This is a genomic window from Pseudomonas coleopterorum (assembly GCF_900105555.1).
Taxonomy (GTDB): domain Bacteria; phylum Pseudomonadota; class Gammaproteobacteria; order Pseudomonadales; family Pseudomonadaceae; genus Aquipseudomonas; species Aquipseudomonas coleopterorum.
The window spans coordinates 2606751-2629740 of sequence record NZ_FNTZ01000001.1; the positions used below are offsets into that span (position 1 = coordinate 2606751).

Annotated in this window: 18 protein-coding genes; 4 read left to right on the forward strand and 14 right to left on the reverse strand. The window is 66.1% G+C overall.

Annotation, left to right across the window (positions count from 1 at the left end):
- Window positions 1-105 precede the first annotated feature (105 nt).
- The 3 genes from BLV18_RS11560 to BLV18_RS11570 are packed head-to-tail and all read right to left on the reverse strand — an operon-like array spanning window position 106 to window position 3810.
- Window positions 106-885 carry an SDR family NAD(P)-dependent oxidoreductase gene (locus tag BLV18_RS11560; protein WP_090358661.1) on the reverse strand — a complete coding sequence of 260 codons (780 nt, stop codon included), beginning with the start codon at window positions 883-885 and terminating at the stop codon, window positions 106-108.
- A gap of 13 nt (window positions 886-898) precedes the next feature.
- The gene (locus BLV18_RS11565) at window positions 899-2782 is read right to left on the reverse strand and encodes a TRAP transporter large permease (RefSeq protein ID WP_090358663.1); all 1884 of its coding nucleotides are present in this window, start codon (window positions 2780-2782) and stop codon (window positions 899-901) included.
- On the reverse strand, window positions 2779-3810 hold the full coding sequence (locus BLV18_RS11570; protein ID WP_049859310.1) for a TRAP transporter substrate-binding protein: 1032 nt from the start codon (window positions 3808-3810) through the stop codon (window positions 2779-2781). Before BLV18_RS11570 ends, BLV18_RS11565 begins: the two co-directional genes overlap by 4 nt.
- Before the next feature lie 411 nt (window positions 3811-4221).
- Between BLV18_RS11570 and BLV18_RS11575 the strand changes: the two genes are divergently transcribed.
- The 4 genes from BLV18_RS11575 to BLV18_RS11590 are packed head-to-tail and all read left to right on the forward strand — an operon-like array spanning window position 4222 to window position 7923.
- Complete coding sequence (locus BLV18_RS11575; protein ID WP_090358665.1) at window positions 4222-5391, forward strand: acetyl-CoA acetyltransferase; 1170 nt, start codon at window positions 4222-4224, stop codon at window positions 5389-5391.
- Entirely contained in the window at window positions 5388-6965 is a 1578-nt protein-coding gene (locus BLV18_RS11580) for an acyl-CoA synthetase (protein ID WP_208598854.1), read from the forward strand. Before BLV18_RS11575 ends, BLV18_RS11580 begins: the two co-directional genes overlap by 4 nt.
- Complete coding sequence (locus BLV18_RS11585) at window positions 6965-7516, forward strand: PPC domain-containing DNA-binding protein (RefSeq protein WP_090358666.1); 552 nt, start codon at window positions 6965-6967, stop codon at window positions 7514-7516. The genes BLV18_RS11580 and BLV18_RS11585 overlap by 1 nt, the downstream gene beginning before the upstream one ends.
- Entirely contained in the window at window positions 7513-7923 is a 411-nt protein-coding gene (locus BLV18_RS11590; protein WP_090358668.1) for a PPC domain-containing DNA-binding protein, read from the forward strand. The genes BLV18_RS11585 and BLV18_RS11590 overlap by 4 nt, the downstream gene beginning before the upstream one ends.
- A 67-nt stretch (window positions 7924-7990) precedes the next feature.
- On the opposite strand, the gene BLV18_RS11595 is transcribed toward BLV18_RS11590, so the two are convergent.
- The 11 genes from BLV18_RS11595 to BLV18_RS11645 form a co-directional block, all read right to left on the reverse strand.
- The gene (locus BLV18_RS11595; RefSeq protein WP_090358670.1) at window positions 7991-9211 is read right to left on the reverse strand and encodes an acyl-CoA dehydrogenase family protein; all 1221 of its coding nucleotides are present in this window, start codon (window positions 9209-9211) and stop codon (window positions 7991-7993) included.
- A gap of 46 nt (window positions 9212-9257) precedes the next feature.
- Window positions 9258-10970 carry a dipeptide ABC transporter ATP-binding protein gene (locus BLV18_RS11600; protein WP_090358672.1) on the reverse strand — a complete coding sequence of 571 codons (1713 nt, stop codon included), beginning with the start codon at window positions 10968-10970 and terminating at the stop codon, window positions 9258-9260.
- Window positions 10967-11830, reverse strand: coding sequence for an ABC transporter permease (locus tag BLV18_RS11605; protein ID WP_090358674.1), 864 nt, complete (start codon window positions 11828-11830; stop codon window positions 10967-10969). The genes BLV18_RS11600 and BLV18_RS11605 overlap by 4 nt, the downstream gene beginning before the upstream one ends.
- Window positions 11827-12819 carry an ABC transporter permease gene (locus BLV18_RS11610; RefSeq protein WP_090358676.1) on the reverse strand — a complete coding sequence of 331 codons (993 nt, stop codon included), beginning with the start codon at window positions 12817-12819 and terminating at the stop codon, window positions 11827-11829. The genes BLV18_RS11605 and BLV18_RS11610 overlap by 4 nt, the downstream gene beginning before the upstream one ends.
- Window positions 12816-14483, reverse strand: coding sequence for an ABC transporter substrate-binding protein (locus BLV18_RS11615; RefSeq protein ID WP_090358678.1), 1668 nt, complete (start codon window positions 14481-14483; stop codon window positions 12816-12818). The genes BLV18_RS11610 and BLV18_RS11615 overlap by 4 nt, the downstream gene beginning before the upstream one ends.
- 467 nt (window positions 14484-14950) lie before the next feature.
- Window positions 14951-15406: an REP-associated tyrosine transposase gene (locus BLV18_RS11620; RefSeq protein WP_090358680.1), complete on the reverse strand. Its 456-nt coding sequence runs from the start codon at window positions 15404-15406 to the stop codon at window positions 14951-14953.
- 304 nt (window positions 15407-15710) lie between these two features.
- The gene (locus BLV18_RS11625; RefSeq protein WP_244156850.1) at window positions 15711-17534 is read right to left on the reverse strand and encodes an ABC transporter ATP-binding protein; all 1824 of its coding nucleotides are present in this window, start codon (window positions 17532-17534) and stop codon (window positions 15711-15713) included.
- Between the two features lie 457 nt (window positions 17535-17991).
- Window positions 17992-19650, reverse strand: coding sequence for a dipeptide ABC transporter ATP-binding protein (locus BLV18_RS11630; protein WP_090358682.1), 1659 nt, complete (start codon window positions 19648-19650; stop codon window positions 17992-17994).
- The gene (locus BLV18_RS11635; RefSeq protein WP_244156949.1) at window positions 19647-20513 is read right to left on the reverse strand and encodes an ABC transporter permease; all 867 of its coding nucleotides are present in this window, start codon (window positions 20511-20513) and stop codon (window positions 19647-19649) included. The genes BLV18_RS11630 and BLV18_RS11635 overlap by 4 nt, the downstream gene beginning before the upstream one ends.
- A 52-nt stretch (window positions 20514-20565) precedes the next feature.
- The gene (locus BLV18_RS11640; protein WP_090358686.1) at window positions 20566-21618 is read right to left on the reverse strand and encodes an NADP(H)-dependent aldo-keto reductase; all 1053 of its coding nucleotides are present in this window, start codon (window positions 21616-21618) and stop codon (window positions 20566-20568) included.
- A gap of 33 nt (window positions 21619-21651) precedes the next feature.
- Complete coding sequence (locus tag BLV18_RS11645; protein ID WP_090358687.1) at window positions 21652-22983, reverse strand: LLM class flavin-dependent oxidoreductase; 1332 nt, start codon at window positions 22981-22983, stop codon at window positions 21652-21654.
- Between the last annotated feature and the right edge of the window lie 7 nt (window positions 22984-22990).

The window sequence follows — 22990 nt, forward strand, 5'->3', positions numbered from 1 at the left end:
AGCGCGGCCTTCGCGGGCAGAGGGCTCGCCGCCCGCCCCGCTCCCATAGGAAGCTCCACTACCCCAGGGATTTTGACCAGTCAGCGTTCGCGCTCGCCGACGCGCTCAGATTTCCAGAATGCCGGACGCCATATAGCCGCCGTCCACAGGAATCACATGACCGCTGATGTAGGAAGCATCGTCGGAGGCGAGGAAGGCCACCGCGCCGGCCATTTCCGCCGGGGTGCCGTAGCGGCGCATGGGCACGGCGCGGGCATAGGAGTCGCGGGTGGCGCTGGAGTGCAGGCGCTGGGTCAGTGGTGTATCCACCGGCCCCGGCGCGATGCCATTGACGGTGATGCCATACTCGGCCAGTTCGACCGCCATCTGCCGGGTCAGACCGATCACCGCAGCCTTAGACGTGCCATAGGCAGTGCGCCCCGTGCTCGCGCGCATGCCACTGATGGACGCGACGTTGATGATTCGCCCCCAGCCCTGCTCCTTCATCAGGCGCGCTGCCTGCTGACCGCACAACAGCGCACCGGTCACGTTGATGTTCAACACCCGCTGCCAATCGGCCAGGTCGCAGTCCAGAAAGGCCTGGGTCCTGGCGATGCCGGCATTGTTCACCAGCACGTCGCAGCGCGACAGACCGGCGAACACCTCGGCGATCGACTGCGCATCACCGATATCGATCACCACCGCACGCGCCTCGATACCCTGGGCGTGCAAACCGGCGACCATTTCTTCGGCGGCGCCGCGGTTGATGTCGGCCACCACCACACTGTGGCCGTCCTCGCCAAGGCGCTGGGCGATCGCCGCGCCAATGCCCATGGCCGCGCCGGTGATGAAGGCCACCCGGCCCTCGCCGCTCTTGCTGGGAAGCTTTCTGACTGCTTGGCTCATGACCAGGACTCTCTTAAAGGAAACCGATGGAAATCCACGGAAAACAGGCAACGATGACCAGCGCCACCACCAATGCTGCCAGGTAGCCCCAGACGCGGCGGATGACATGGTCGGACGGCGTCTTGCTGATCGCACAGGCGGCGTAGAAACCCACGCCCAGGGGCGGCGCGAACAGGCCGATGCCCATGGCCAGGATCACCACCATGGCGTAGTGCACCGGATGGATGCCGAGCATTTCGGCGAGCGGGAACATCAATGGGCCGAACAGCACGATGGCTGGGATGCCTTCGAGCACGCTGCCCAGAATCAGGAAGGTCACGATGGTGACGAACATGAAGCCGATGGCGCCGCCCGGAATTTCGCTGATCAGCTCGACCAGATTGGCCGAGAACCCCGACTGGGTCAGCGCCCAGGCCATGGCCGAAGCCATGCCGATGATCAACAGGATCGCCCCGGACAGCGCCGCGGCCTCAATCATCATCGGGTAGACCTTGCGGAACTCGATGTGGCGCATGAACAGGTGCATCACCAAGCCCACCAGCACCACATAGGCCACGCCGATGGTCGAGACTTCGGTAGCCGTGGCCGCACCTTCGAGCACCGCCACGCGGATCAGCAATGGCAAGGCCAGGGCCGGCAGCGCGACCATGAAGGTCTTCGCCACCACCGACATCGGTGCCCGCTTGACGGTGGGCATGGCTTCCTTGCGCGAGCGCCACCAGCAGACGATGGCGATGACCACGGTGGCCACCACCGCTGGCATCAGGCCGCCGATGAACAGCGCGGTGATCGAGACGCTGCACACGGCGCCGATGGTGATCAGCACCAGGCTGGGCGGAATGGTTTCGGTCATCGCCCCGGTGGCAGCCAGCAAGGCGGCCAGCTCTTCGGGCTCGGAGCCGCGCTTCTTCATTTCCGGAAACAGTGCCGGCGCCACAGCAGCCATGTCGGCCACTTTGGAGCCGGAAATCCCCGATACCAGGAACATGGCGCCGAGCAGCACGTATTGCAGACCGCCGCGCACATGCCCCAGCAGCGAGGCCATGAAGTCGATCAGCGTGCGGGCCATGCCCGACAGCTGCAGCACCACGCCCAGCAGGACGAACAGCGGCACGGCGAGCAGCACCATGTGCGACATGCCCTCGTCCATGCGACCGACGACGATGGACAACGGGGCATGGGTCGCCAGCGCCAGATAGGCCATGGTGGCGGTGCCGAAAGCGAACGCGATCGGGATGCCCCCGAACACGCAGGCGCCCAGCAGCACCAGGAAGAATACCACCAGGTTGTAGTTGCCGATCTCGGCGAGCAGCGGCTGGGCCAGCCACAGCGTACCGCCCACCACGGCGACCACGGCCACCCCGGCCACGAACTGGCGCAGGGTGGAATAGCGGGCCATGCGCGCGACCGCCGCCAGCAGCATGAGCATGGCGCCGACCGGCAGCGCGGCGGCGCGCACGCCGTCGGGAATGCCCAGGGCCGGCGTGGTGATCGCCATCTGCTCGTGGGAGTGGACCATCGCCGGGGTGATGATCATGGCCACGAACAGCACCACGATCAGCGCCGACAAAGTTTCGCTGAAACCGCGCCAGGCCGGCGGCAGCTTGTTGACCAGCGCCGACATGCGCATGTGCTCGCCCCGATCGAGCGCCAGCACGGCGCCGAACATCGCCAGCCAGATGAACAGCGACGAGGCCAGCTCGTCGGTCCACACCAGCGGGTTGTGAAACACGTAGCGCGAGACGACGCCGGCGAGCAGCACGCAGGTTTCCACCAGCATCAAGGCCACGGCAAGCACCTCGACCACGCGCATGGCGCAGCGGTTGAGGCAGGTCAGCGCCCGGGCCGGCAGGCGCATGGCAACGGTTTCGGCCGGCATCGCCTCGGCGCTCATCATGCCAGCTTCCCGGAGTATTTTTCGAGGATGGCCCAGGCGGCCTCACCGAACTTCTCGTGCCAGTCGGCGTAATAGTTGGCGCTGCGCAGCTTCTCGCGGAACGCCTGCGGCTCGGTGTCGGCCAGCTCCAGGCCTTTTTCCTTGAGGGTGTCGCGGATGCTGCCCTGCAAGGCGGCCAGGTCGGCGCGCTGGCCCATGACCGCAGCATCGATGTGCTTGCGCACCACCGCCTGCACGTCGGCCGGCAGGCGGGCGAACGACTTGCTGTTACCGAGCATCCAGAAGCCGTCCCAGACATGGTTGGTCAGCGAGCAGTACTTCTGCACTTCATAGAGTTTGGCCGACGACACCAGGGTCAGCGGGTTTTCCTGACCTTCGACGATGCGCGTCTGCAGGGCCGAATACACTTCGGCGAAATTGATGCTGGTGGGCGCCGCCTCGAATGCCTTGAAGATCGACATGATGATCGGACTGGGTGGCACGCGCAGCTTCATGCCCACCAGATCTTCGGGCTTGAGTACCGGGCGAGTGCTGGTGGTGGTGACGCGAAAGCCGTTGTCCCACATCTTGTCGAAGGCGAACAGGGTTTCGGTCTTGGCGATCTCGCTGCGCACATGGGCGCCCAGGTCGCCGTCCATCGCGCTCCAGACCTGATCGTAGTCCTTGAAGGCAAAACCCACGGCGCTGATCTGCACCGAAGGCACCAGGGTACCGAGGATGACCGGCGACAACGCGAACAGGTCCACCGCGCCGGAACGCACCTGAGCCAGGGTATCGGTGTCGCTGCCCAGCTGGCTGCTGGGGAACACCTGGATCTGCACCGCGCCGTTGGTTTCTTCCTTGATGGCCTTGGCCATTTCCCGCGCCCGCACGTTCATCGGGTGAATCATGGGCAGGTTGTTGGCGAACTTGAGCCTGAAATCCGCCGCCTCGCTGCGTGGGCTGAACAAGCCCAGCCCCGTGGCGGCGACGGCCGCCGATGCGAGGGTGGCGGTCTTGATGAAACGGCGGCGCGAGAAATCACTCATGTAGCTCTCCTGACCTTCTTGTTTTTATTGACCAGCTTTCATTCACCGGGCTGCCGGGGCAGGCGCTGGGGTACCGGTGAGAAAGCAAATCGGGTGCCACCCCTGCCCGACCCGCCGAAAAACCGTGCCCATCGGCGTGAAGCGAACAGCAAGCTGCTGTTTTGTCTGAACAAACTCGTATCGATGTGAATGTATCCGCAGATGTCAGGCGCCAAGCCCTGCCCGGCTCGATGTAACAGGTGTCTCCCTCAGGTGTCGCCCGGCACCGACGAAGCGACACCTGCGGCGACACCCGACGTCTGCTGGGTAACAGCCAGCCCGCCGCCGGCTGGCGTTTCAAGGCCTTGGCACCGCTCTTGCTATCGTCCTTGGCAAACAACATCAACAAGCCTTCAATCGAGGACACACCTCATGGGTTCGCCAGTCATCAGCGGTTGGTACCACTCCCCCTTCGGCAAATTCGACCAGCTCGATCCCGAGCAGATGATGGCCGATGCGGCCGTGGGTGCGCTCGAACATGCCGGGCTGGACGCCGAGCAGATCGATTCGGTCCACGTCGGCCATTTCAATGCCGGCTTCCTGTATCAGGACTTTCCCTCCGCGCTGCTCGCCAATCATATTCCGGCGCTGCGCTTCACCCCGTCGGTACGCCTGGAAAACGCCTGCTCCACCGGCTCGGCAGCCATCCACTCGGCGCTGCAAACGGTGCTCTCGGGGCAGGCTCGGCACGCGCTGGTGGTGGGCTTCGAGAAGATGAACACGCTGCCCACCGACGAGGTCGGCAAGATCCTGCTCAAGTGCTGCTACGCCAAGGAGGAAGCGCAGATCGAAGGTGGCTTCGCCGGGGTGTTCGGCACCATCGCCCAGACCTACTTCGAGCGCTACGGCGACCAGTCCGACGCGCTGGCGATGATTGCCGCGAAAAACCACGCCAACGGCGCACTGAACCCCTACGCGCACATGCGCCGCGACCTGGGCTACGACTTCTGTCGCGAGCCGTCGGCGAAGAACCCGTTCGTGGCCGGACCGCTCAAGCGCACCGACTGCTCGCTGATCACCGACGGCGCCGCCGCGCTGGTGATCAGCCGCGACGACCACGCGCCCGGCCGGGGCCAGGCGATCAGCTTCAGGGCGGCGGTGCAGGTCAACGACTACCTGCCGCTGTCGCGCCGCGATCCGACGGTGTTCGAAGGCGCCGCGCGGGCCTGGCAACAGGCGCTGGACACCGCAGGGCTGAGCCTGGCTGATCTGTCGCTGGTGGAAACCCATGACTGCTTCACCATTGCCGAGCTGCTGGAGTACGAGGCCATGGGCCTGGCCGAGCGTGGCCAGGGCGCGCGGGTGATTGCCGAAGGCATCAGCCGCAAGGACGGTCGCCTACCGGTCAACCCGTCCGGCGGGCTCAAGTCCAAGGGCCACCCGATCGGTGCCACCGGGGTGTCGATGCACGTGATGGCGGCCATGCAGCTCAGCGGCCAGGCCGGCGACATGCAATTGGCCAAGGCCGATCGCGCCGGCGTCTTCAACATGGGCGGCGCGGCGGTGACCAACTACGTGAGCATTCTGGAGCGCGTGCAATGACCGGCATCGACAACGTGATGAACCTGGGCGAACTGCTCAACCAGATCGCCCGGCGCTACCCCGACGCGCCGGGTTTCATTCGCGGCGAGCAGGTGCACACCTGGCGCAGCATTTCGCAACGGGTCGACAGCGTCGCCGCGGCGCTGCGCGCGCGTGGGCTGGGCAAGGGCGACAAGCTGCTGGTGCATTCGCGCAACAACCTGCCGCTGTTCGAAAGCGCCTGGGTGGCGTTTCGCCTGGGCGCGGTGTGGGTGCCGACCAACGTGCGCATTACCCCGCCGGAGGCCGCTTACCTGGGCAGTTCCAGCGGTGCGGTGGCGATGCTGTACGACGAGGGGCTGGCGCACTACGTGGATGCGGTGCGCGCCGAAGCACCGGCGCTGGCGCAGGTGATCGCCATCGGCGAGCCACGCGCGGGCGAACTGGGCTATGGGCAATTGCTCGACGAAGGCGCGCCACATGCCAGCACGTTCCGCGCCGCCGACGTCAATTACCATGACCCGCTGTGGTTCTTCTACACCTCAGGCACCACCGGTCATCCCAAGGCAGGCGTACTCACCCACGGGCAGATGGCCTTCGTCATCAACAACCATATCGCCGACCTGATGCCGGGCCTCTCCCAGCATTCGCGTTCGCTGGTGCTGGCGCCGCTGTCTCACGGCGCCGGTATCCACGCGCTGGTCAACGTGGCGCGTGGCGCCGCCTGCGTGCTACCGGCCAGCGACCGCCTGGACTGCAACGAAGCCTGGCGCCTGGTGCAGGAGCACCGCGTCGACAACCTGTTCACCGTGCCGACCATCGTCAAGATGCTCACCGAAGACCCTGCCGTCGACCGCTACGACCACAGCAGCCTGCGCCATGTGATCTACGCCGGCGCGCCGATGTACCGCGCCGATCAATGCCACGCGCTGCGCAAGCTGGGCAAGGTGCTGGTGCAGTATTACGGCCTGGGCGAAGTCACCGGCAACATCACCGTGCTGCCCGCCGATTGCCACGACGCCGAAGACTCGCCCGCCGCCAAGGTCGGCAGTTGCGGCTATCCGCGCACGGGCATGCAGGTGGCCATTCTGGACGACGCCGGTAACGAGTTGGCCACCGGTGAGGACGGCGAGATCTGCGTCCGCGGACCGGCCGTGTTCAGCGGGTACTACAACAACCCGACGGCCAATGCCAGTTGCTTCAAGCACGGCTGGTTCCACACCGGCGACCTGGGTCATGTCGACGAACAGGGGTATCTGTTCATCACGGGCCGCGCCTCGGACATGTACATCTCTGGCGGCTCCAACGTGTACCCGCGCGAGGTCGAGGAAGCGCTGCTCACCCACCCGGCGGTCAACGAGGTAGCCGTGCTGGGCATGCCGGACGAGAAATGGGGCGAGTGCGGTTGCGCCGTGATCGTCACCACCGGCCAGGTCAGTGACGAGCAGTTGCTGGCCCACCTGGAGCCGCGTCTGGCCCGCTACAAGTGGCCCAAACGCTTCGTGCGCTGGGACGCCATGCCCAAGTCCGGCTACGGCAAGATCGTCAAGAAGCAGATCCGCACGTTGCTGCAGGAACGCGAGGAGGTCGCCTGATGAATCCCCATTTCGAGGAGCGCAACGGCGTGCGGGTCTTCGTCCATGGCGGGCCGGCCCAACAGCCGCGGCGTCTGGACCGCAGCGTGGCCCAAGGTGAAGAACTGCGCCTGGTACTGCCGCGGGCGTGCAACGTCGGCGCAGGCGTGCTGCAAGCCCTGCAGGGGCGTCGGTACGGCAGCGCCGTGGGCCGCATCCTGTGTGGTGGCGCGGCGCACCTGAGCTACCACCGCATGGTGGTCACCGACAAGCCGGAACGGCCCTACGACTACGGTGCTCCGGTGGTGCTGGACGGCTACATCACCTTCATCAGCGGTGCCATCACCGTGGGCCGGGATGCGCAGGGCAGGCCATTGCTGCACTGCCACGCCGGTTTTCTGGATCGTGACGGCCAGCAGCACGGCGGCCATCTGCTGCTCGACAGGCTGGTGGTCGGCAGTGAAAGCCTGGTGATCCGCCTGTGCCTGTTCGACCAGGTCGCCTACCAGGCCCAACCCGACGCGGAAACCCACTTCAGCCTGTTGCAGCCGATCGATCAGGAGGCCTCATGAACACCAGCGCCGTACTCGAACCCGACCTGTCCCCTTCAACCGTCCAGACCGGCCGCCTGGGGCGTCTGGTGGTGGCGCGGCTCAAGCCCAACGAAGACATCGTTGAAAGCGCCGAAGCGCTGTGTGTCAGTCACGGCATTGAGCTGGCAGTGATTCGCGGCGGGTTGGGCAGCCTGATCGACGCACAGCTGGGCTATCTGGGACGGCAGGGCATGAAGACCTTGACCGTGCCCGGACCCGGCGTGGAGATACTGAGCATCAGTGGCGAGATCGTCATCGGTGAAAGCCGCCTGCAGGCGGTGGTGGCCGACGCCGACGGCAACATCTTTGCCGGACGCCTGGAGCGCGGCCGCAACCTGTCGTTCATCACCGTGGAACTGACCCTGCAGGAATGGGTGCCAGACTGAAACGGTGGCGAGCCTTTGGGAGAGGGTTCACCGGACGCGTCGATCCCGAAGGTGATCGCATACACGATCAGAAAAGCCCTGAGGTCGGCGGCGGTGTGCCTTTGAGCTGCCAAGTGCCCACTGCCGCAGCTTTCCAGTCACGAGGGTTGTGATTGGCCACGGTGCGGGCGTTGCGCCAGTGCCGGTCAAGGTTATGGCCGCGCCCGGTCGTGGAGGCGCCGCCCACATCGAACACTCGTTCCGCCGCCTTGAGCGCGCATTCGGCGGCGATGTATTGCGCCTGCGCCACCTCGATCGCGGCCTCGTCCACCGCTGCCGGATCGAGCCCCGCCGCCCAGGCGCGATCGATCGCTTCGGCGGCCTTGAGCACCACCGCCTCCGCAGTGTAGGCACGCGCCGAAATCTCGCCCACGCTCAACGCCACATAAGGATCATCCACCGACTGGTCGGCGCTGCTGTGCTTGATCGGACGCGCATGATGGCGTGCGAACGCCACCGCATCGTTCAACGCGTTGCGGGCGATTCCGGCCTGCACCGAGGCCAGGAACAGCTGCAGGAACGGCGTCACCAGGGTGCGCTTGCCCTCTTCCACCGTGCGCGTGCGAACCTCGTGGGCATAGACCTGCACGTTGTCCAGCCGCGTCGTGCCACTGGCGGTGAGGCGCTGGCCCATGGCGTCGAAATCGTCCAGCAGCACCAGCCCTTCGCGGTCACGGGGCAGGATGAACGACAGCGGCTGGTCGTGCTCGTCCAGCGCCACCGCGCTGATCCAGTCGGCGTACAGCGAGCCGGTGCTGTAGAACTTGCTGCCGTTGGCCCGGTAGTGATCACCTTCGCGCACGATGCGGGCGCTGATGGCACCGTTGGCACCGCCGACTTCCCAACCGGCGTTGCCCAGGACCGCTCCTTGCAGGTAACGGGCGAACCAGAGCTGACGCTCCTGCTCGGCGCCTTCGGCCCGAGACACCAGCAGCCCCTCGATGAACGCGAAGCCGGGACGCAAGGCCTGGGCGACATTGGAGTCCACCGCGGCGATGCGCACCAGCAGGCCGACGACGTCCTTCACCGAGCCGCCAGGGCCACCATAGCGGGTGGGGATGCGCAGGGTATAGAGCAACGCTTGGGCGATCTGTGCGACGGCCTCGTAGGGCAGTTGCCGGTCACGCTCGCGCGCAGCGGCGCCGGCAGCGATGGCCGGCAGCAACTGCTCGGCACGTGCCAGCAATTGCGCCACGCTCAGTGGCGCTACGGGTGAAGGGGAAGGCGTGACCTTGGCAGCGTGAGTCATGAAGGGTTCCTGTCTGGAAATGGATGGAAGGGGCAGCGCGACGCCTTCAAATGGCGATCTTCCACAAGCGGGATTCATCGAACAGCAGCACGGCGTTTTCCGGCTCCAGTGGAGGGACCTGCAGCGCCACGCCAGCACTGGGCAGGCGTGGCACGGCGCCGAGCAGGCGTTGGGTGTAGGGGTGCTGCGGCGACTCGAACAATTGCTCGACCGGCGCGTGCTCGACCACCTGCCCATGGCGCATCACCAGCACCTCGTCGCTGACATGACGGATGACGCCCAGGTCATGGGAAATGAACAGGTAGGCCAGGCCCAGTTCGGCTTGCAGGTCGGCGAGCAAGTCCAGCACCTGGGCCTGGACCGAGACGTCCAACGCCGATACCGGCTCGTCGCAGACAATCACCTTGGGGTTGCTGGCGATGGCGCGGGCAATCGCCACCCGCTGGCGCTGGCCACCGGAGAGTTGCAGGGGCCGTCGCGTTGCCAGCTCGGCAGGCAAGCGCACCTGCTGCAGCAAGTGACGAATACGAGGCGCCTGATCAGGCGCTGCGACGCCGGCCACGTCCAACGCATCGGCGAGAATCTGCCCGACGCTCCAGCGCGGGTCGAACGAACTGAGCGGGTCCTGATAGATCACGCTGATGTCACGTCGCAGCGCCCGGCGCTGGCTTTCGGCGACCCGTGCATCGGCGCTGCCATTCCAGGGTTGATCGAGGAAGCGCACCTGGCCATCGTCCGTTTCGAGCAGTCCCAGGGCCATGCGCGCCACGGTGGTCTTGCCCGAACCGGACTCACCGACGATGCCCAGGGTCTGGCCGGCCCGCAGCTCGAAGTCGACGCCGTCGACCACCTGGCGCACGTGCTGGTCAGGCCCGACATAGCGTTTGCCCAGGCCACGGGCGTGCAACAGCACGGGCTGATCGAGCCGTGGCGCGCGGGCGAGCGTGGCGGCAGGTTGACCGGGGCTGAGGCGGGTACCGCGCTCATGCTCCGCCGGAACCGCATCGAGCAGGCTGCGGGTGTAGGGATGGCGCGGCGCGGTCAGCACCTGATGCATGCTGCCCTGCTCCACCACTTCACCGTGCTGCAACACCAGCACCTCGTCGGCCAGTTGCGCGACCACCGCCAGATCGTGACTGATGATCAACAACGAACTGCCCTGGGCCTTGATCGCCTGCAGTACACCGAGAATCTGCGCCTGCACGGTGGCGTCCAGTGCGGTGGTCGGCTCGTCGGCGATCACCAGGCCCGGATCAAGTGCCAGGGCGCTGGCGATCAACGCACGCTGACGCAATCCACCGGACAACTCGCCCGAGCGCTGTCGGGCGCGCAGGGCCGGTTCCGGCACCCCGACCCGTTCCAGCAGTTGCAGCACCCGCGCGGCACGGGAAGCACGATCGCCCCAACCATGGGTCTGCAGCACTTCGAGAATTTCCTTGCCGACCGGCCGCAGCGGATCGAGCGAAACCAGGGCATCCTGCAACACGAAACCGATGTCCTTGCCGCGCACTCGGCGCCACTGGCGGTCGCTCAAGGCCAGCAAATCGAGATCACCGTAGTGCAGGCGCCGTGCCCGCACCTGTGCGCCCTCTCCGGCCAGGCCGATCAGGCTGCGCGCGGTGACGCTCTTGCCAGAGCCGGATTCCCCGACCAGGGCCAGGGTCTTGCCCGGTTCCAGAGTGAACGACAGGTTGCGCACCACGCTTTGCCCGGCGAACTCCACGCTCAGGCCTTCGACGATCAGCGTCTTGTGGCTCATGTCAGGCGGCCCTCCAGGCGTTGTTGCAGATAGCGACCGGCAACTGTGGTCGACAAGGTGGTGAGTACGATGAACAGTCCAGGGAAAAACGTCAGCCACCAGGCGTTGGCAATGAAGTCGCGGCCCATGGACAGCATGGTGCCCCACTCCGGCGTGGGCGGCCGCGCGCCCAGGCCGAGGAAGCTCAGCGCCGAGGCCCAGACGATGGCCTGCCCCACACCCATGGTCAGGGTGACGATCAGCGGGCGCATGGCGTTGGGCAGCAGCTGTCGCCAGATGATGCGTCGAGTCGGGTGGCCCAGGGCGCGCGCCGCTTCGATGTAACCGGCGTTGCGCACCGCCAGCACCTGCCCACGGACCATCCGCGCATACCCCGGCGCGGCGCCCAGGCCGGTAGCGATGATCAGCGGGCCGATGCCGCTGCCGAAGATGGCCACGAACAGCAACGCCAGCACCAGGCTGGGAAAGGCGAACAGGACTTCCAGCAACCAGCCCACACTGCGGTCGGTGCGCAGCCCGCCCAGGCCGCCGAGCAGGCCGAGAACAATGGCGATGCTCATCGCCAGCGCCGTCGCCGCCAGGCCGACGAACAGCGACAGGCGCGCGCCGTGGATCACCCGTGAGTAGATGTCGCGACCCGATTGATCGGTGCCGAACCAGTGTGCCCAACCGGGCGGATGAAAGGCGTCGCGCGGGACGATGGCCAGCGGGTCGCCGTGCGCGAACAGCTGCGGTGCCAGCGCGGCCACGATCACCAGCGTCAGGAAACCGATGACCAGGCTCGCGCCCAGACGGATCCGAAGGGGTCGACGTTGAGTGCGCAGCGGCAGCGCCGGGCTCTCCAGAATCAGATCGCTCATGCCAGGGTTTCCTTCTGCCGTGGGTCGATCCACTGGTACACCAGGTCGACCAGAATGTTGGCCAGCACATAACCGGCCGCGACCACCAGGCTGATGCCGATGGTCAGTGGCAAGTCCTGCAGCTGCACCGCTTGATACAACTGACGGCCCAGCCCCCTGCGGGAAAAGATCACTTCGATCACCACGGCGCCGCTGATCAGCGCGCCGATCGCCCATCCGGACAACGACACGCCGGGCAGCACGGCATGCCGCAGTGCGTGCCTGAAGCGTACCGCCGCGTCGCTCAGCCCACGGGTGCGCGCGGTCAGCACGAAGGGCTGATCCAGGGTCAGTTCCAGAGATTCGCGGGTCACCTGGCCAATGAAGCCGGCCAGCGGCACCGCCAGCGCGATCGTCGGCAGCACCAGGGTCCGCCAGCCGTCGCTGCCCGCCGGTGGGAACAGGCGCAAGCCGAAGGCGAACACCGCCAGCAGCACGATGCCCAGCCAGAAATGCGGAAGGGCCGCGCACAGGGTTTCAGCCAGGGACGCCAGGCGCCCGACCCAGCTGCGGCGGCCGGCGGTGAACACGGTCAGGCCCAGCACCAGCAGCCAGGCCAGCACCAGTGCGCTCAAGGTCAGCTCCAGGGTCGGCCCGGCCTGCTCGGCCAGTACCCGCGTGACCGGCATGTGCTGGGAGTAGGACACCCCCAGGTCGCCCTGCACCAGGCGCACCAGGTACAGCCCGTACTGGACCGCCAGGGGCCGATCCAGGCCGTACTCGCGGGTGACCTCGGCGATGGTCTCCGGGGTCGGGTTGCCGCTGGGTCCGCCCAGGATGGCCTGTACCGGATCGCCCGGCATCAGGCGCAGGGCGAAGAAGGTCAGCGTGGCGACGGCCCACAACACCAGCAATCCTCCGCCAAGGCGCACGGCGGCGCGGCGGCCCAGACGAATCAAGCGCTGGCGACGGGGGTCCGGCGACGAAACGGTTACAGGTGTGGTGGTCATTTGTTCACCCAGGCGTCATAGAGGTAGGTCACCGCCAGCGAGGTTTCCAGACGAACCCCCTGGGTCGTCTTGTAGATGCCCAGCCGGGTGCTTTGTGGGTAGGTGGTCAGTTGCAGGTACTGGCTGGAGGCTACGGCCTGCGCCTGGTGGTACAACGCCTGGCGTTGGCTGGGGTCCTGCGTGGCCAGGGCCCTTTGCACCAGCTCGTCGAACTGCGGATCGCTGAAGCCTGCGGTGTTCTGGTGATAGCCGCCCACCCCAGCAGGCTGGATGAACGCGCTGCTGAAGATGATCCGCAGCACGTCGGCGGTGTTGGTGTTCCAGTAGCCAACGCGGATGTCGTAATCCCAATCGGCCTGGCGCTTGGTCGCCTGCACATCGCTCATCTGCTCCATGATCAGCTCGATGCCGGCTTGCCGCGTGGTGGCTTGCACCTGCTCCCACAGGGTGAATTCCGACGGCGGCGTACGATTGCCCAGCACCACCGTCACCTGCAGGCGCTTGCCGTCCTTGAGGCGATAGCCCTCCTCGTCACGGCCGGTCCAGCCGGCCTCGTCGAGCAGTTGGGCGGCGCGCGCCGGGTCGTAATCCTGGGCGTGTTCGAAGTCGGGGCTGTAGAAGCGGGTGGCTTTGCTCAACGGACCACCGGCGCGAGGAAACTCGCCGAAGTAGACGCTTTGCAACGCACCGTCGATGTCGGCGCTGCGCACGAAGGCTTCACGCACCTTGATATCGTTGAACGGCGCGCGGCGGATATTCAGCGTGCCGTTGGTAGGGTTGCCGGGGCGCTGGGCAATGATCAGTTGCAGGTCCGGGTTGCGGCGGGCCGCTTCGTGGGACTCGGGCGGCAGGACTTCGATCACGTCCACTTCACCGGCCTGCAGTGACGCGAACCGCACGGAAGGCTCCTGAATGAACTTCCAGACGATGCGATCCAGGTACGCAGGCCCCTGATGCTGGGCCGTGGGCGGCGCCGAGTTGTAGTGCGGGTTGCGTTCGAGCACCACCTGGCTTTGCCGGTCCCAGCGCGCCACCTTGAACGGGCCGGTGCCGACCGGGCTTTCGCAGTTGACGTCGCGCGGACGTAGCAGCGCCTGGGGCGATTCGATACCGAGGAAGCCCTGGGCCAGCACTTCCAGAAACGCGGCGTAGGGTGTGGCCAGGTGCACCTGAGCGGTGTAGGTGTCGAGCACATCGGTGCGTCGGTACTGACGGATGTAGCCGCCCGCGGTGCTCGACTGGGTCTTGGGGTTGGCCATGTGGTCGAGGTTGGCCTTGACCGCTTCGGCGTTGAACGGCGTGCCGTCGGTGAAGCGCACGTCATCGCGCAGGTAGAAGGTGTAGGTCAGGCCATCGGGCGAAATGTCCCAGCTTTTCGCCAGCCAGGGTCCGATACGCCCGTCGGCGTCCATCGACACCAGCGAGTCGAGGACTTGCTGGGCGAGAAACACTTGCGGCATGTCGCCGGCGACGTGCGGGTCAAGGCAGGTCGGTTCGCGGTCGGTGGCATAGATGAGCGTGCCGCCGCTGACCGGGGTATCGGTGCGTGCCGCAGCGGTGGGATGGTTATCGCAACCGCCCACCAGCAAGCTGACGGCCAACAGGCTGGCCCACGCGATACTGCCATGGGGTGTTGCAGAAGAACGCGGATGAATGTCTGCCATGGGTCGGGCTGCGCCTTGTGTCGATGCTGAAGCTCACAAGAGGTGATTGCACAAGCCATGCCGACTGCCCCGCCCCGCTTTTTCGGGGCTTTGCGGGTTTTGCTGGAGGGATTGACGGGGCAGTTTGTTGAAGGGGTGTTGGCTGGCGGACAGTTGTTGGGGAGAAGCTTTCTCTGTGTTGCAGATCCAGTTTCATCGGTGACTCGAAAACCGCCTTCGCGGGCAGAGACCCGCTCCCACAGTGATGCGGATGAGTCTCGTCCTGTGAAATCAGGGCGGGCGACGAGCCCTCTGCCCGCGAAACGGCCCGGCCTTTTCCACCTAGGCAGGGCGCACTCACACCAATGTGGGAGCGGGTCTCTGCCCGCGAAAGGGCCCGGCCTTCTCCACCTTGGCAGGGCATACTCACACCAATGTGGGAGCGGGCCTCTGCCCGCGAAAGGGCCCGGCCTGCCTGCCGCGCTCACTCAGACCCACACAGCATCCCAGAGCGGATAGTCGCCCAAACGCTCGACCAGCCCAGCCCGCAGCGGATTGGCCACCACATACCGCGCAGCGGCCACGACGCTCTCTTCACGCCGTAATGCGCGGTCATGGAAACTCGCCTGCCAGAGTGGTCCCGCGCGGCCGGTGTGCCGGTTGAAAGACCTCGCAGAGCGAGATTTCACCTCGCGGATCACGCTCGCCAGCGAGCTGGAGTGCAACTCGATCAGCCAGTGCAAGTGGTCGGGCATCAGTACCCATGCCAGCGAAGTTACACGCCCACTGGCCTGTGCCCGCCGCAGTTCGGTGACGACGTGGCGACCCAGTGACCAGTCGAGGAAAACAGGCTGCCGTGCGAGCACGACGGTGGTGAGAAGGTATGGACGTCCAGGCTCGGAATATCGGCCAAGACGCAGGCTTTTCGAGGTGTAGTTCGGCATGCCAGGCTCTTTGAAGAAAACCTGGAATGTATAGGTTTGGTGATGGTCGGGAACGGGTTGATGATCACTGGATGTGTCGTGGCCGAGGGCGCTTTCGCGGGCAGAGACCCGCTCCCACAGGGGTTGGGCGTGATTGGTGCGGTTTGGCTATGGGATGCAGGTAATGGCTACTGGATGTGTTGTGGCCGAGGGCGCTTTCGCGGGCAGAGACCTGCTCCCACAGGGGTGCGGGGGAGTTTCATCCCTGTGGGAGCGGGTCTCTGCCCGCGAAGGGGCCTGGCCTGCTTTACGCGTTTCCACCGGACTACGCCAACGCCAGCTCCTCGTCGTACGGGTTCTGGGCCTGGCGGCTCCAGAGGCGGAAGTACTGGCCCTGCTGGGCCAGCAGGTCATCGTGAGAGCCGTCTTCGATGATGCGACCGTCTTCGAACACCAGGATGCGGTCCAGGTGGGCGACCGTCGACAGCCGGTGGGCGACGACGATCACGGTCTTGTCCTGCATGATTTCGTCGAGCTTCTCCTGGATGAACCGTTCGGTGATCGAGTCCAGCGCCGAAGTCGCCTCGTCCATCACTAGAATGGGCGCGTTCTTGAGCAACACCCGGGCGATGGCGATACGCTGCCGTTGCCCCCCGGAAAGCTTCACGCCACGTTCACCCACCAGCGACTCGGCACCCTGGTCCATGCCGTCGATGAACGCGCTCGCACCGGCGCGATGGATGGCCTGGGCCAGTTCCTGGGGGCTGGCATCCAGGCGACCGTAGTTGATGTTTTCGGCGATGCTGCGGTGAAACAGGCCCGGTTCCTGAGGGATCAGGCCGATCTGCTGATGAAGTGAATGCTGGGTCACCCTGCGCACATCCTGGCCATCGATCAACACCTGCCCTTGATTGACGTCGTACAGACGCAACAGCAGGTTGAGCAGCGACGACTTGCCCGAGCCGGAAGTGCCGACCAGGCCAACCCGCTGTCCCGCCGGGATGGACAACTGCAGATGCTCGAACACCGGCTTCTGCGGCGAATAACCAAAGCTCACATCGCGAAATTCGATGGCCCCGCGCACCGCGGCGAGCGGCTGCGCATCGGGCTCGTCCACCACTTCATGGGGCCGGATCAAGGTGCGCACGCCGTTGGCGATGTTGCCGGTAGCCTCGAAGAAATCCAGAAAGCGCCGCGACAGGTTGGCGACGTCGGTGATGATCAACAGCGACAGGCTGGTGGCCATCACGAAGGTGGCGATGTCGATGCTGCCCAGGCGCCAGAGGTACAGGGCGATCAGCAGCATGCCGACCTTGAGCGACATTCCGCAGATCGACTGGAACCAGCGGATCTTCTCCATGTAACCGAACGAGCGGCCGGCGGCCTTCAGCTCGCGGTCCAGGTAATCGCCCAGGTAGCGATGTTCGAACGAATGCCGGGCGAACAGGCGGATGTTGGTCAGGTTGGACACCGCATCCACCACCTTGCCGTTACTGGTGCTGCGCGCCGCCGAGTATTGCTGGGACAGCGGGTGACTGCGCTTGGCCAGGAAATAGCAGACGGTGATGAACGCCACCGACCAGCCGAGCATGAACAGCGCCAGCCAGACCGACGCTGTGGCCAATACCGCCACGGCCAGGGTCAGGGTGACCAGCAGCGGAATCAGGTCGAACAGCAACAGCGCCAGCGCCTGGCCCACGCCCATGGAGACTTCGGAGATCTTGTGCGCCAGGGCGCCGGCGAATTCGCTGCTGACGAAGCGATGGGAGTGGCGCTGCAGGTAGGCGTACACCGCGTGAGTGACCGTGCGCCGTTGCAGTGGCAAGACGCGGATATGCGCGCCGGTGGCGCCGCGGGTACACAGCACTTCGAGCACCAGCAGGCCGGCGAACAGCAGCAGCGGCCGGCCCAGAGTTTGCCAGTCCAGATTGGCCGCGCTGGCGGTGCTGACCACTCGGGTGATCTGCCCCAGCACCCAGGGCACCAGCACCGTGCAGGTCACTGCCACTACCTGCAACAGCAGGATCGCCAGGTACCAACCGCGGAAATGGCCGACGAAGAAACGGGCGAAGGCGAAAGGCGTCTCCGGCAGCGACTGGATGTTCCAGCTGCGCAGGGCGTGTTGACGTTCCTTGTACGAGGGTTTCAAACGGTAGTCTCCAAGTGTCAGCGGCGCGGGCCGCGTTTGGGGTGTTGCGTTTCTACTGGTGCACCGCGTATACCGCCGACGCGGCTCGCGCCGCTGCTACAGAGGAACGCGTGGACCGTGCGTCCGGTGTGCCGGGCGGACCGTGTAGCAGCGGCGCGAGCCGCGTCCGGTGTGCCGAGCGGACCGTGTAGCAGCGGCGCAAGCCGCGTCCGGTGTGCCGAGCGGACCGTGTAGCAGCGGCGCGAGCCGCGTCCGGTGTGCCGAGCGGACCCTGTAGCAGCGGCGCGAGCCGCGTCCGGTGTGCCAAGCGGACCCTGTAGCAGCGGCGCAAGCCGCGTCCGGTGTGCCAAGCGGACCGTGTAGCAGCGGCGCGAGCCGCGTCCAGTGTGCCAAGCGGACCCTGTAGCAGCGGCGCAAGCCGCGTCCGGTGTGCCAAGCGGACCCTGTCGGGCTCGGCTCAGATCGCCAAGGGTAGATAGGTCAGCGCACGCAGGGCGCCGGTCTGCAGGGTCGGTACGGCGCTGAGCAAGGCTTGGGTGTAAGGGTGTTGCGGGCGGTCGAGGACCTGTCGCACCGCGCCCGCCTCCACCACCTCGCCATCCTTCATCACCAGCACATGGTCACTGACGTGGTTGATCACCCCCAGGTCGTGGGAAATGAACAGGCACGCCAGCCCCAGCCGATTCTTCAGGTCGTCGAGCAATTCCAGAATCTGCGCCTGCACCGACACGTCCAGCGCCGACACCGGCTCGTCACACACCAGAATCTGCGGCTCGGCCGCCAGCGCGCGGGCAATCGCGATACGCTGGCGTTGCCCTCCGGACAACTCGATGGGTCGCCGATCGATTACCGCAGCGTCCATCTTCACCAGCGCCAGCAAGTGCTGGGCCCGGCTCTCCCACGTTGCACGGGGATGACCCGCCACCTGCAACGCCTCGAACAGCACCTTTTGCACCGTGTAGCGCGGATCGAACGAGCTCAGCGGATCCTGGAACACCACCTGAATGCTGTGCCGAGCCTTCGCCTGCTGGGCCTTGTCGAGATCGGACCAGCGCTGGCCGTTGATCCACACCTGACCGCTGTCGGGACGTTCCAGTCCCAGGATCATGCGCGTAAGGGTGGTCTTGCCCGACCCGGATTCGCCGACGATGCCCAAGGTCCGGCCACGCTCCAGGCGCAGGGATACATCCGCGACCACCCTGCGCACCCGCCCGTCCGGACCTGGGAAGGACTTGCTCAGGTGTTCGGCACGAAGCAGAACTTCGCCAGTTTGAGGTATCTCGGCAACGATCGGCGCGTTACCGTAGGCGCGGCGAAAGTGCACCGCGGTACCAGCTGCCAGCAGGCTCTGGGTATAGGGATGGCGAGGGTCGCGCAGGATCTGGTCGACACTGCCCAGCTCCACGATCACCCCGTGCTGCATCACCGCAATGCGTGTGGCCAGGCGTGCGACCACCGCCAGGTCATGGCTGACGATGAGCATGGCGGTGTCTGCGCCGCGCAGCGATTCGAGCAGGCTCATGACCTGTGCCTGAACGGTGGCGTCCAGCGCCGTGGTGGGTTCGTCGGCGATCAGCAGGCGCGGGTTGCAGGCGATGGCCGAGGCGATCAGGGCACGCTGGCGCAAGCCTCCTGACAACTGGCCCGGATGCTGGCGCGCACGCAGTTCCGGCTCGGGAACACCGACCGAGCGCAACAGCTCGATGACCCGCGCATCGCGCTGCTGGCGCTTCAGGTCGGTGTGCAGGCGCAGCGGCTCGGCGATCTCCTGGCCGACCCGCCGCAGCGGGTCCAGGGAACCCAACGCATCCTGCATGACGAAGCCCAACTGAGCGCCGCGCAATTGCAGCCAGTCCTTCTCGCGCAGCGTGCGCAGATCCTGCCCGGCGAATGACAAGCGCTCGGCGCGGACCTGAGCGTGTGCCCCTGTCAGCCCGGCCAGGGTACGCGAGGTCACGCTCTTGCCCGAACCGGATTCGCCCACCAGCGCCAGGCACTCACTGGCGCTCAACTGGAAGCTGATCCCGCGGATCACCGGCTGCGCCTGGCCGGCGAAAGCGACGTGCAGATCCTGTACATCGAGCACCGACGGCGCTGGCTGGACGATGGCATTCATAAGCGTTTTCCTTCGCTGCGACGCAGCAGTTCACGGCCGATGGCGGTGATCGAAATGACGGTGCAGGTGATCGCCAGCGCCGGCCAGGCGACCAGCCACCAGGCGTTGGCGAGGAAGTTGCGGCCGATGGCGAGCATGGTCCCCCACTCCGGCGCAGGCGGCGGCGCACCAAAACCGAGGAAGCTCAACGCAGCGCCTGCGGTGATGTTGCCGCCAATGCCGATGGTGGCCAGGATCAACACCGGCTTGATCGCATTGGGCAGTACGTGTCGCCCGATCACCGCGGCGCGCCCCAGGCCCAGGGTGGTCGCCGCTTCCACGTAACCGGCGCCACGCACCACCTGAGTTTGCGCGCGCACCAGGCGGGCGTAGCGCGGCACGCTGGCGATGCCGACGGCGATGATCAGGTTCAAGGTGCCCTGACCGAAGAAGGTGATGATCACCAGCGCCAGCAGCAGATCGGGGAACGCCAGCAGCACGTCCACGCTGCGCATGACCGCCGCGTCCAGCCAGCGTGGCCCCAAGCCTGCGGCCACGCCCAGCAAGGTGCCCAGTGCCAGCCCCATGGCCGTGGCCGCCAGGCCCAGCAGCAGCGAGGGTCGCACGCCGTGAATCAGGCGGCTGAGTACATCGCGGCCATTCTCGTCGGTGCCCAGCCAATGCAACGCATCGGGCGCGCGATACGCCTGGCGCGCCACGGCATCGAGCGGGTCGATCGACGTCAACAGGCTTGGGGCGATGGCCGCCACCACCAGCAGCAGCACGAAGGCGCCGGCCAGCGCCAGACCTGGGCGCAACCGGGTGCGGGCGCGCCGACGGCCGATGCCGGCGTCCAGTGTGCCCGCCGGGACCGGGCCCAGCATCGTGGGCGATGAACTGATTGCCATGGACGATTCTCCGTACGGCAAGCGCCGATCAAGGCGCCGGGTTGGGGGTCGCGCGATGGATCTCGGCGATCTTGTCCAGCAAGGTCGGGGTGAACTCGATGTCCAGCGCACTGAAGTTGTCCTGCAACTGCGCCTCGCTCGTTTGCCCGGTCAGCACGCTGCTGACGAATGGCTGCCGGGCGACGAAGCCCAGGGCCAGTTGCGCAGGCGTATAGCCGTAGTCTTTGGCCAACTGCACGTAGGCGGCGATGGCGCGGCTGGCCGATTCGCTGTCGTAGCGGTTAAAGGTGCGGTACACCGAGGTCAAACGCGAACCCTGCGGTCGCGCGCCGTTCAGGTATTTGCCGGTGAGGGTGCCGAACGCCAGTGGCGAATAGGCCAGCAACCCTACCCCTTCGCGATGGCTGAACTCCGACAGCCCGCCTTCGTACAACCGGTTCAACAGGCTGTAGGGATTCTGCACACTGGCAATGCGCGGCAGCCCGCGTTGCTCGGCCTGTTGGAGAAAGCGCGCCACGCCCCAGGGCGTCTCGTTGGAGACACCGATGTGACGGATCTTGCCGGCCTCGACCAGTTCCCCGAGCACCTCCAGGGTTTCTTCGATGGCAACGCTGCCACTGTCGTCGATATAGGGGTATTCACGTTGACCGAAGATATTGGTGGTGCGATCGGGCCAATGCAGCTGGTAGAGGTCCAGGTAATCGGTGTGCAGACGCTTGAGGCTGCCTTCCAGCGCGGCGGTGATGTTGGCACGGTCGTGGCGGGTCAAGCCGTCGCGGATGTGGCCGCCGGTGCCCGGCTGGCGCGGTGGGCCGATGATCTTGCTGGCCAGCACGATGTCGGCACGACGCCCGCTGCGTTGCAGCCAGGTGCCGATGAAGCGCTCGGTGCTGCCCCAGGTATCGGCATGGGTCGGTGTGGGATACATCTCTGCGGTGTCGATCAGATTGACGCCGTGCGCCAGGGCCAGGTCCAGTTGCCGATGGGCGTCCTGCTCGCTGTTCTGATGCCCCCAGGTCATGGTGCCCAGGCCCAGCAGGCTGACGTTGAGATCGGTGTTGCCAAGGGTGCGATAGTTCATGGTTCGAATCGGTCCGTTGCGGGTGAGAGAGGTTCAGGCGCTGTGTGCGTACTGGCTGGTCGGATACGGCAGGCCCAGGTGATCGCGCAGGGTGTGGCCGCTGTATTCGTGGCGGAACACGCCGCGCTGGCGCAGCAGCGGCACCACTTCATCGACGAAGATCTCGACGCCGGAGGGGAACATGTCCGGCATGATGTTGAAGCCGTCGGCGGCACCGGCCAGAAACCAGTGCTCCAGGGTGTCGGCGACCTGCTCCGGGGTGCCGACCAGCAGGCGATGGCCCACCAGAATGCGCCGCGACAGTTGGCGGATGCTGAGGTTTTCCCGACGCGCCAGGTTCAGCTGGGCTTCCAGAAACCCGTGGGAGCCGCGTTCGAACGAGGCCACCGGGCCGATCTTGTCCCAAGGCAAGGGTGCGTCGGGGTCCAGCTCGGCCACGCTCAGGCCGACGCGCGCCGCCACCTGATACAGCAAGCCTTCTTCGCCGTGGAAATCGTTGAGCCGATCGAAACGCGCGTGGGCTTCGGCTTCGGTACTGCCGATCACCGTCGACAGGCCCGGCATGATCTTCAGGTGCGCCGGATTGCGCCCCCACTGCCGGGCGCGGTGTTTCATTTCCTGATAGAAGCCCTGGCCGTCTTCCAAGGTGGTCTGGGTGGTGAAGATCGCATCGGCGTAGCGCGAGCCCAGCGCCTTGCCGCCTTCGGAGGAGCCGGCCTGCACCAGCACCGGTCGGCCCTGGGGCGAGCGCGGCAGGTTGAGCGGGCCCTTCACCGAAAAGTGCTCGCCGACGAAGTTGGGGGTGTGCACCTTGGCCGGGTCGGCGAAACGGCCGCTGGCGGCATCACCGATGATGGCGTCGTCTTCCCAGCTGTCCCACAGCTTGAGGGTGATGTCGATGAATTCGTCGGCGCGGGCGTAGCGGTCCACGTGCAGCGGCGCGCCGGCCAGGCCGAAGTTCTGCGCGGCTGCATCGCCGGCGTTGGTCACCACGTTCCAGGCCGCCCGACCGCCGCTGATGTGGTCCAGCGAAGAGAAGCGCCGCGCCAGGTTGAACGGATCGTTGTAGGTGCTGGACGCGGTGGCGATCACCCCGATGCGTTGCGTGGCCAGCGCCACGGCGGTCAGCAGTACCGTGGGCTCCAGGCGACCGGCCGGGTGCTGCGCCACGTCGCCGCCCAGCGCCGGACCGTCGGCGAGGAAGATCGCATCCAGCGTGCCGCGTTCGGAGATGCGCGCGATGTTGCAGTAATACTCGGCGTCCAGATAGGCATTGGCCGGCACCTCCCCCGCCCGCCAGGCGGCCGCGTGGGCGCCGAAGCCGAGGATGTTCATGCCGATGCTCATTTGCGGTTTGGGGCTCATGGCGGTT

What these genes read in the sequence shown, in the direction of transcription:
- BLV18_RS11600 (WP_090358672.1), bottom strand. Translation starts at nt 10,970, where the DNA reads ATGAGCCACAAGACGCTGATCGTCGAAGGCCTGAGCGTGGAGTTCGCC.
- BLV18_RS11610 (WP_090358676.1), bottom strand. Translation starts at nt 12,819, where the DNA reads ATGACCACCACACCTGTAACCGTTTCGTCGCCGGACCCCCGTCGCCAG.
- BLV18_RS11615 (WP_090358678.1), bottom strand. Translation starts at nt 14,483, where the DNA reads ATGGCAGACATTCATCCGCGTTCTTCTGCAACACCCCATGGCAGTATC.
- BLV18_RS11580 (WP_208598854.1), top strand. Translation starts at nt 5,388, where the DNA reads ATGACCGGCATCGACAACGTGATGAACCTGGGCGAACTGCTCAACCAG.
- BLV18_RS11575 (WP_090358665.1), top strand. Translation starts at nt 4,222, where the DNA reads ATGGGTTCGCCAGTCATCAGCGGTTGGTACCACTCCCCCTTCGGCAAA.
- BLV18_RS11605 (WP_090358674.1), bottom strand. Translation starts at nt 11,830, where the DNA reads ATGAGCGATCTGATTCTGGAGAGCCCGGCGCTGCCGCTGCGCACTCAA.
- BLV18_RS11570 (WP_049859310.1), bottom strand. Translation starts at nt 3,810, where the DNA reads ATGAGTGATTTCTCGCGCCGCCGTTTCATCAAGACCGCCACCCTCGCA.
- BLV18_RS11560 (WP_090358661.1), bottom strand. Translation starts at nt 885, where the DNA reads ATGAGCCAAGCAGTCAGAAAGCTTCCCAGCAAGAGCGGCGAGGGCCGG.
- BLV18_RS11595 (WP_090358670.1), bottom strand. Translation starts at nt 9,211, where the DNA reads ATGACTCACGCTGCCAAGGTCACGCCTTCCCCTTCACCCGTAGCGCCA.
- BLV18_RS11635 (WP_244156949.1), bottom strand. Translation starts at nt 20,513, where the DNA reads ATGCTGGGCCCGGTCCCGGCGGGCACACTGGACGCCGGCATCGGCCGT.
- BLV18_RS11620 (WP_090358680.1), bottom strand. Translation starts at nt 15,406, where the DNA reads ATGCCGAACTACACCTCGAAAAGCCTGCGTCTTGGCCGATATTCCGAG.
- BLV18_RS11640 (WP_090358686.1), bottom strand. Translation starts at nt 21,618, where the DNA reads ATGAACTATCGCACCCTTGGCAACACCGATCTCAACGTCAGCCTGCTG.
- BLV18_RS11565 (WP_090358663.1), bottom strand. Translation starts at nt 2,782, where the DNA reads ATGATGAGCGCCGAGGCGATGCCGGCCGAAACCGTTGCCATGCGCCTG.
- BLV18_RS11590 (WP_090358668.1), top strand. Translation starts at nt 7,513, where the DNA reads ATGAACACCAGCGCCGTACTCGAACCCGACCTGTCCCCTTCAACCGTC.
- BLV18_RS11645 (WP_090358687.1), bottom strand. Translation starts at nt 22,983, where the DNA reads ATGAGCCCCAAACCGCAAATGAGCATCGGCATGAACATCCTCGGCTTC.
- BLV18_RS11585 (WP_090358666.1), top strand. Translation starts at nt 6,965, where the DNA reads ATGAATCCCCATTTCGAGGAGCGCAACGGCGTGCGGGTCTTCGTCCAT.
- BLV18_RS11630 (WP_090358682.1), bottom strand. Translation starts at nt 19,650, where the DNA reads ATGAATGCCATCGTCCAGCCAGCGCCGTCGGTGCTCGATGTACAGGAT.